Source organism: Mesorhizobium sp. M1006 (assembly GCF_040318825.1).
Taxonomy (GTDB): Bacteria; Pseudomonadota; Alphaproteobacteria; order Rhizobiales; family Rhizobiaceae; genus Mesorhizobium.
In genome coordinates, this window is record NZ_JAMYMZ010000096.1 from 1 (window position 1) to 8,284 (window position 8,284).

Here is an 8,284-nt window from a genome sequence, read left to right on the forward strand (position 1 = left end):
ACTTCGCTCGTAAGGGCGACCTTAAGAGCGCAGCCTCGCTACCGTGCCGTCCTCTCGCAAGGCGGCCTTCGCCGGAGGGTATCGACCCGACGGAGGACGCCTACGATCATTCCTGCGTGCTCCTGGCGCTTGCCCATGCTCACGATGCGGCCATCAGGAGGCCCTGCAGCTGGCACAACAGACGTTCCATTTCATCGACACCCATCTCGAGGACGTCAGCCTGAACGGCTTCCTCGAGACCCCCGGCTGGAAGGGGGTGCGGTATTCGAACCCTCACATGCACATGCTGGAATCCTTCCTTGCCTGGCATGACGTCACGGGCGAGCGTGCATATCTCCGTCGGGCGGCACGCGTCGTCGATCTCTTCCGGTGCCATTTTTTCGACCAGGAGAGCTGGACGCTTGGGGAACATTTCGACGTCAATTGGCTACCGTTGCCGGGAGACGAGGGACAGTGGACCGAACCAGGGCACCATTTCGAATGGGCTTCCGCTCGGGCGGCGTTCTCATGATCGCCGTCCCTAAGCGAGCTCGAACTTTACGACTTTCCAGGATACCTATGGTCCGAACGCAGCGGGTGGAGCTAGCCGTCACTTCCCTGCACCCTGTGCGCCGCCACCAATCTCGCGTAGAAGTCACTGGCCAAACCTGGCCCTGCGAGGCGAGAATTCCATGCGAATAGTGTTGCCTGTCCTGTTGCTCGGCGCCGCCCTCGCCAGCCTGTCGCCCGCCCGCGCCGGGGCGGGCGATTGCGGCGACGCTGCCGCCCTGCTGCAGCAGGCCTATCCAGAGGCCCGAAAGAGCGCCGACGGCGCCTCGTTCACGCTTGCACCCCATACGAGCATCGCTGCAACGCTCCCGGAGAGCGATGCGCCATTCGGTCTGATTTGCAAGATTTGGCCCGCCCATGATGACCTGCTGTTGGTCGCAGTGCCGCTGATTGACAGGGCTAACGGCGACCACCTGCATGTCGGCGATATCGAGCTTCTGGTCGTCGACACGAATACGCTGCGTGTGCGCCAGCGCCTGCTCCAGCCCGGTCTGATGACCGATGACTTGATTGTCATTGAAAAGGTGGAATTCGACACCGGCCGTTACGCACTGGCTCCCGATGTCAGCGCATTCGGCCTGCGCATCGAAATGGCGCACCATTCGCTGACCGCTCCGTTCACTGAAACCGACCTGCGGCTCTACGCTATCACCGGCGATACGCTACGCGTGGTGCTCGACGGCCTCGTGGTGGCCGGCCATAGCGGCGATAGCGATGGTAGTTGCGCCGGATACTTTCATTCCAGCCAAGTCAGCCTGGTGATAAGCCCGGCGAGCCATCATGGCTATCACGATATCACCGCGGTTGAGCGGTCGAATACCGATAATCCCTTCCCCGACCAGAATGGCGAATGCCAGTCCCATCCCGCCAAGTCTGTGAAGCGGACCTACCGGCTGCGCTATGACGGCAACCGCTATCCGGTTCCCGCGGCACTCAAGGTGATGGGGTTGTGAGGCGGCCGCACACGTCCCTGCCTTGGTTCGTCAATGTCATCAATTCCAGTTGAACGGGTATCGACCGTTAATTCTCTCGTGGTAGGAGGCGCGCAAGGGGGCTCTTCTCAAAGGAGCTGATGATTTGTGGTGGTCAAGATTCAAAAGGGGTTTTGCCGGAACGTGGGACGACAGACTTGACGGGCTATTCTCCGCAAAGGTCGACTACGCCGGAAAATCCATTCTCGATGTTGGCTGCAATATGGGTGTTGTCGCCTATGAGATATCCAAGCTGAAACCCAGCTCGATCCATGGGATCGACATTGCCAAGCCGCATATCGAGACTGCAAAGATGTTGTTGAGTGGCTCCCCGGTGCATGCCCGGTTCGATCGCCTGAATCTCGGCAGCCGGCGCCTCGGCAATATCCTTCTACCGAAATACGATATCGTCCTGCTGCTGGCCGTCTATCAGCACATGCAGCGCAACATCGGCCCGGGCAAGGCGCGAAGGGTGCTTTCCAATATTGTGAGGCGCACCTCAAACGTCGTTGCCCGCGTTCCGCCTGGAACGGATGGCGAATTCATCGAAACGCTTTCTGACGAGGGATTCCAAGTCAAGAGCACTCACACATCGCCTCTTGGCAGTCATGTGCTGGTGCTTGAGAAACCTGCCTTCGGAAATCCGCAGCCATAGAGATTTCGCATCGCCAATGGCAATCTGCCCCACTAACATCCCATGTGTCAGCAGCGGCGCCGACCCGCTGCTGGCTGCAACTCGGCCCGGAGCGCCCATTCCGCCGGGAGAAGCATCTCGCGGCTACGGTGTTCTCTGCCACTGCCTTAAAAGACAGGATGCCCCCGTTGGCCTAGGTGACGAAGACGAATTTGTCCGCCACGGCGAGAGCACTGCGCGTCCCGCCTGCGGTCAGCGCGCCGCCGTTATCGAAATTCAGCCATGTGCGCTATCAGCTCGCAGGCGCCCGTCCAGCGCTCTGGCTCAGGGCGCCGGGCGAGTGAACAGGGTTCGGAATAGCTCCTCAGCACGCCGCAGTCCTTCATCTGTCAGAACCACCGACTTCGCCTTGTTTGCCGGATTCGCGATCAGCCCCTTCTCGTGCAAGCGATCCAGAGCATTCCAATCCAACCCCTTCCAGGCGCGCGCCCCTTCATGCAGCGTCAGCCAAAGCAGGCCCAGAACGGCATCGTCGATCTTGTCGGTGTCGATCTCCATGCAAGCAGTCTAACACGCGAAAGCGCCGCTGCCACGATCCACACCGGATGGTTACTCCCCGCCACGAGCGTTCGCCTGAAAACGAGTGCCTCACTCAGGCGTCGCATCCGCGACGTCGTCATTGGGGGCGACGAGCCGGGACGGGATTGGAGTTCATTATGATGCCTAAGCGGCCGTGGCAGCGTTGCCGCTGGCAATGAAATGCGAATTGGCGAAATCCTCGTCTTCGCTTAGGTTGCGCTTACCGCAGGCGAGCGGCGCACCATTCAGGTGCGCGTCATGCTGCCGGCAGCGCGCGTCACCCCGCCGCGGTGTCCCATTCCATAGTGCGACCAACGCGCGGAGACGTTTCGCGGGACACTTTCTTCTCCGATGCGCTCTCCGACCGCAGAAGCCCCAACCTTGTCAGAGGTGAATTTTTTTTGACCCCTGAGCGGTTATCGCGGAGCGCATTCCGGGCCACAATCGACTTTGCGACATCCCCTTCACTGATTCATTGCCCGTCCAGCGCCAGAATGCGAAATCCGCTGTGAGCGGTCGGGGCTTCGCAACAACCGCTCGAGGTCGGTCCGACGTTGCAGGGCTGACGTGTTTTCATCGAGCCAAGACTGACTCTGGTACCGTGCCGGGAATGAGCTATAGTTCACATACTAAGACGGCCGGGCGCCTGCACAATGGCTGGACTGGGTGAACAGATTGCGCGTCAGCAGCGCACCATGGGACCGCTCCTGGTGGCGGCAGTGGTCATCGGCCTTATCGGTCTGCCCGTCGCAGCCTGGCTCGACCTCCGAGACTTATCGGAACGGATGCTGCGCAGGCAAGCCAGCGAAATCAGCCGCATCATCGACGAAATGCGCGGATTTTACGGCAGCGACGTCGTGGGACGCGTGCTGCAAGCTAACGGTGCCGTAACTGCGACGCACAACTACCGGGACGTGCCAGGCGCGATCCCTATTCCAGCAACCCTCTCGATCGAACTCGGCAAGCGCATCAGCGCTCATGACGGCTCGGTCAAATATCGGTTCGTCTCGGATCTGCCTTTCAAAGGCCGCGCGCCCCACCAGCTCGATGCGTTCGAGCGGAATGCAATCTTGGCTTTGCGCGCCAACCCGAAGGAGCCGATCATCGAAGTCTCGGGCTCACTGTTTGACCGGCAGGTCCGCGCCGCGGCCCCTGTTGTTATGGGACAAGTGTGCGTGACCTGCCATAACTCACACCCGGACAGCCCCAAGACGGACTGGAAGGTGGGGGATGTCCGAGGGATCCAGGAGATATCAGTCAATCAGCCTATTGCTGCGAACGTGCTGACCTTCAAGTATCTGCTCCTGTATTTCGGTTTCGCGGCGGCGGCGGGCCTGACGTTCATTCTCCTGCAGCGTCGGCAGTCCGCGTTGATTCAGGGCATCAACAAGGAGCTTTCGGAGGCAAACGACTTCCTGGCCGCGATTTCATTGAAGATCGCCAAATACCTTTCGCCTCAAATCTACAAAAGCATCTTCAGCGGCCAGAAGGACGTCACCATCGCAACCGAGCGCAAGAAGCTCACAATCTTTTTCTCCGACGTCAAGGATTTCACCGCGATCGTGGAACGGCTCCAGCCCGAGGACCTGACGCTTCTCCTCAACGAGTACTTCACCGAGATGTCGACGATCGCGCTCAAACACGGCGGCACCGTCGATAAGTTCATCGGCGATGCGCTTCTTGTGTTCTTCGGAGACCCCGAGACGCAAGGCGTCGAGGAAGACGCGAGAGCCTGCTTGCGCATGGCTGTCGACATGCAGCGTCGGCTGGAGCAGTTGAACAGGGTGTGGCATGACCGCGGAGTTGAACGGCCCTTCCGAGCTCGCATGGGCATCAATACGGGCTATTGCAATGTTGGGAACTTCGGTTCCGATGATCGGATGGACTACACGATCATTGGAGCCGAGGCGAACTTGGCGGCCCGGCTGCAGTCGATTGCCGAGCCCGGCGGCATCTGCCTCAGCTATGAGACTTACGCGCTCGTGCGCGACCTTGTCCGGGCGCGTCCATTGGCACCGATAGCCATGAAGGGGATCAGCCGGGAGGTTGTCCCCTACGAAGTCGAGGGCCTCCTGGGTGAACTCGCCCAGCGCCCTCAGGTCATCAGCGAGCATGCGACTGGTCTCGACTTGTTCCTCGATGTTGAGGCAATCGACGAGAACGGGGTGGAGCGGGCGAAGAAACGACTTTCGGAGGCGCTCCTGGCTTTAACCATCCGAAGCAAGCCCGCCGCACTTTAGGTTCTTGAACGTGATCCAATCTGGACCGTGGCCAGCCAAGTAAAGTCCGGTTCAACACCGTTCAGCCGCGCCGGGTCCCTGCCAGGAGTTCGCGCGCATCATCCTCGTTGGTCATCAGCGCCGTCAGGGCCGAGGCGTCGATGAACATCAGTCATACAGGCTGTCGCGAAACGCCTTGTCGGCGGGCCTGCCGTGATCAGGCTTGCCCCGGGCTCGCAGATCACGGCAGAACCTGACGCCGATCTCTACGAGGGACGCTCTAGCCTGTTCGCGCTCAAGCTCATGCTTGAGCGCGGCATGGACGGCCTCTGTCAAACCAGTCCTCTTAAGTGCGGCGAGCCGGCGGGCCAGTGCGTCGGTCTCGGGATTTTTGATGTGGAACGCCATCACTCGCTCGTATAGCCGTTCAAGTGTATCGGTATATGGCACACCGTGTGAAGGTCCGGGGAGCGTCGACCGGAAGGGGCACCAACGGAATCGGCCACGCCAACCGACCGAGTTGGTGGCTGCGCCTCGCTTGCCGCAGGCTGGATGGGGACCGTAACCCTGTTGTTTACAGACCCCGAGCATATGTGATCGGTAAGCGGCGTTTCCGGATACCTTTCGGGAGTGGCCGCGATCTGTGAGATTGCCGATCCTGTATTGGGATTGGAGATCGGCTTGGGTCTGGACTTGACCGGGGCTCGACGAGTTGCTGGCTGAGATCGCCGGTCTGATCGATATCACGGTCGATGCCATGACAGGGCGAATCTCCTGCTGCTCCGCTGACTCGACGTTATATGAGGTGGCGCTAATTATCGGTCCTCGGGTCAAAAACCTTAGAAGGCCGACATGCTGAAACCATCGTGGAACAACGCTCGAGGAAGCCGACTTCTATCTCTTTTTCGCAGCTATGCTGATCGTATCACGACGCGGCGGGTCACACGCAAACTTGATTCGTACGGAGATTGGCTGAGGGCCCTCACCCTGACACTCCTCCCGACGAGGAAGGCCCATCACTGCAATGCCTGCGATCGCGGTGTGGCGGCTTTTTACCGTTTCGGGGGATACACACTTATTTGCCCGCTTTGTCATGCCCTGGATCGTGAGCGGTTTTTGATTTGTGCTCTAGACCGTAAGCTTCTCGGGCTTCCGGCGGGACCGCTTAGAATTCTCCAGATTGCGCCGAGCGAGAAGGGGCTTTCAAAGAGACTATCTCAGGCGGGCAACCTCATTAAAGGCGATATCGAGCCCGGACGGTACGGCCCCGATACCGTGCAGGTTGACCTGATGAACATGAACGGCATCAGCGATCTCGATATTGTCGTCTTGTGTCATGTCATGGAGCACGTACCTGACGATCGGCATGCTTTTCGGCAAGTTTGGTCATCCCTTAAGCCTCGAGGACAGGTCTGGATCCAAGTACCGCTTATCTATCGCCAAACGCTCGAAGCGACGCCATCCATGTCACGGAGCGAGCGCGACGAGCGCTTCGGCGGATCAGATCACGTGCGAGCCTACGGACCCGATATCAAGGAACGTATCGAGGACGTGGGTTTTACGGTCGCTCGAATAGATTCAGACCGTATACCTGCCGCCGATCGCGAGCGTCTTGGGCTTCTCCCCGATACTCTCTTTATCGCCGAACGGCCCGAGCAACACAATTCGGATTGAGAGCGCGACGTTCCCGACGCCATCCTTGGTGGCGATCATCGCTACTGTGGGCAAGCGCATCGCGGATCGCGTCACGCTGCACATTCCGACAGCCAATTTCCCTATTCGATCATCGATCCGAGAAGCTCTGATCGCGGCCAGCAGTTACTGTCACACCGTCACAGCCTGCGCTTTCACGCCGGTCTGGAACTGCGCTTACCGGAGGCGATAGGTCGTGCATCCGAAGAACGCCGGTCAGGTCTTACGCGGTCCTTTGGTTTGCGCAACCAAGGTCTATGGGGATTGAGCAGCCTTGCCGCTGGCGACGAAATGCGGGTTAGCGAAATCATCGTCGTCACTCTGGTTGCGCTTGCCGTAGACGAGCGGCTCACCATCCAGCGTGCGCGTCATGCCGCCGGCCGCGCGTAGCACCGCGTCACCTGCGGCAGTATCCCATTCCATGGTGCGGCCGAAGCGTGGATACACGTCCGCTTCGGCGCCGGCGACGAGGCAGAATTTCAGCGACGAGCCGACCGAGACGATCTCGGCAGCGCCCAGCGCGCGGATATAGGCGTCGGTTTCCGGCGTGTTGTGGGAGCGGCTGGCAACGACGGTCAGCGGCACCATACCGGCCCTTGCCGAAATCGGCTGGCGATCGACGATCTCGTAGTCGTCATTGATCTCGATCGTTTCCGCTTTGCCCGGCCGGCCGGAAAAGAAGCGGCCGGTGCAAGGCGCGAAGACGACGCCGATCTCAGGCACGCCATGGCGAACCAGCGCGATGTTGACAGTGAAATCGGTCCGCCGGTTGACGAACTCCTTGGTGCCGTCGAGCGGATCGATCAGGAAAAAGGCGTCGCCGAGATCCGGTGCCATGATGCCGGCCGAAGCTTCCTCCTCTGCCACGCATGGAATCTCTGGAAATGCGACGCGCAGCCCGGCAAGGATGATCTTCTCGCTCTCGCGATCCGCCTCCGTCACTGGCGAACTGTCCGACTTGCTGTCGACCGCACAGCCGGAACGAAAGACGCGCATCACCTCGCGCCCTGCCGCCAAGGCAAGGTGCTCGAAGACGGCTAGCATCGCTTCGTCGTCAGATACCGCCGCCGCTGTCATATTGGTCTTCGGCAATGTCCCGCTCGTTCAGCCAGTGTTCCAGGGCGTCCACCATCTCCTCGGCCGATCTGCCGAGGGTCTTGAGATGGATTTCGGGCTTCTCCGGCACCTCATAGGGTGAATCGACGCCGGTGAAATTCTTGATCTCGCCGCGCTGAATGGCGAAATGAACGACAGGATAAGATCAGCCCGGCGTCGGCCATCAGGCGCGCCACTTCGGCGAGCGGCGAATGTTTTCGACACAATCGGCATCGGTGCATCGGTGAACCCGAGATCCCGATTAGGTTGTGACGAGGCCGCACGCGTTTTTGCCGCGAGGGTTTCGTTTGGGAGAACCGCTTCACTGAACAACGCCTCACTTGCAAATCACTACTTCGAGTACGGCCGGTACCAGTCGACAAACTTCTTCAGCCCGTCCTCTATCGAAACGCTAGGCCGGAAGCCGAAATCCCGCTCCAGCGCGGTCATGTCGGCGTAAGTCTTCTCGACGTCGCTCGCCTGCATCGGCTCGTTGTGGCGGATTGCCTTGACCTTGAGCAGCCTTTCCAGAATGTCGATGAAGT

7 protein-coding genes and 3 pseudogenes are annotated in these 8,284 nt (G+C 59.9%); 5 read left to right on the forward strand and 5 right to left on the reverse strand.

Annotation, left to right across the window (positions count from 1 at the left end; all coding sequences use genetic code 11):
* From NKH60_RS34175 to NKH60_RS34185, 3 genes and pseudogenes are all read left to right on the forward strand, one after another.
* Positions 1-508 (forward strand): annotated as a pseudogene (locus NKH60_RS34175) (AGE family epimerase/isomerase); the annotation flags it as partial.
* A 163-nt stretch (positions 509-671) separates the two neighbouring features.
* Complete coding sequence (locus NKH60_RS34180; protein WP_352875002.1) at positions 672-1,502, forward strand: PA3715 family protein; 831 nt, start codon at positions 672-674, stop codon at positions 1,500-1,502.
* A gap of 124 nt (positions 1,503-1,626) precedes the next feature.
* Positions 1,627-2,175: a class I SAM-dependent methyltransferase gene (locus NKH60_RS34185; protein WP_156948240.1), complete on the forward strand. Its 549-nt coding sequence runs from the start codon at positions 1,627-1,629 to the stop codon at positions 2,173-2,175.
* A gap of 303 nt (positions 2,176-2,478) precedes the next feature.
* Here NKH60_RS34185 and NKH60_RS34190 read toward each other — a convergent pair whose 3' ends face one another.
* Positions 2,479-2,712: a DUF6429 family protein gene (locus NKH60_RS34190; RefSeq protein WP_352875004.1), complete on the reverse strand. Its 234-nt coding sequence runs from the start codon at positions 2,710-2,712 to the stop codon at positions 2,479-2,481.
* 674 nt (positions 2,713-3,386) lie between these two features.
* Here NKH60_RS34190 and NKH60_RS34195 point away from each other — a divergent pair.
* The gene (locus tag NKH60_RS34195; RefSeq protein ID WP_352875006.1) at positions 3,387-4,973 is read left to right on the forward strand and encodes an adenylate/guanylate cyclase domain-containing protein; all 1,587 of its coding nucleotides are present in this window, start codon (positions 3,387-3,389) and stop codon (positions 4,971-4,973) included.
* Between the two features lie 147 nt (positions 4,974-5,120).
* On the opposite strand, the gene NKH60_RS34200 is transcribed toward NKH60_RS34195, so the two are convergent.
* On the reverse strand, positions 5,121-5,360 hold the full coding sequence (locus tag NKH60_RS34200) for a type II toxin-antitoxin system VapB family antitoxin (protein WP_352875008.1): 240 nt from the start codon (positions 5,358-5,360) through the stop codon (positions 5,121-5,123).
* A 444-nt stretch (positions 5,361-5,804) separates the two neighbouring features.
* Here NKH60_RS34200 and NKH60_RS34205 point away from each other — a divergent pair, with 444 nt between their 5' ends.
* Positions 5,805-6,626: a class I SAM-dependent methyltransferase gene (locus NKH60_RS34205; RefSeq protein ID WP_352875010.1), complete on the forward strand. Its 822-nt coding sequence runs from the start codon at positions 5,805-5,807 to the stop codon at positions 6,624-6,626.
* Positions 6,627-6,899: 273 nt separating this feature from the next.
* Here NKH60_RS34205 and cysQ read toward each other — a convergent pair whose 3' ends face one another.
* The 3 genes and pseudogenes from cysQ to NKH60_RS34220 all read right to left on the reverse strand — a co-directional run.
* Positions 6,900-7,688, reverse strand: a complete 789-nt coding sequence (cysQ, locus tag NKH60_RS34210; RefSeq protein WP_352875012.1) for a 3'(2'),5'-bisphosphate nucleotidase CysQ — start codon at positions 7,686-7,688, stop codon at positions 6,900-6,902.
* A gap of 10 nt (positions 7,689-7,698) precedes the next feature.
* A pseudogene (locus tag NKH60_RS34215) lies at positions 7,699-7,977 on the reverse strand (adenylyl-sulfate kinase); the annotation flags it as partial.
* Between the two features lie 113 nt (positions 7,978-8,090).
* Positions 8,091-8,284 (reverse strand): annotated as a pseudogene (locus tag NKH60_RS34220) (protein CapI); the annotation flags it as partial.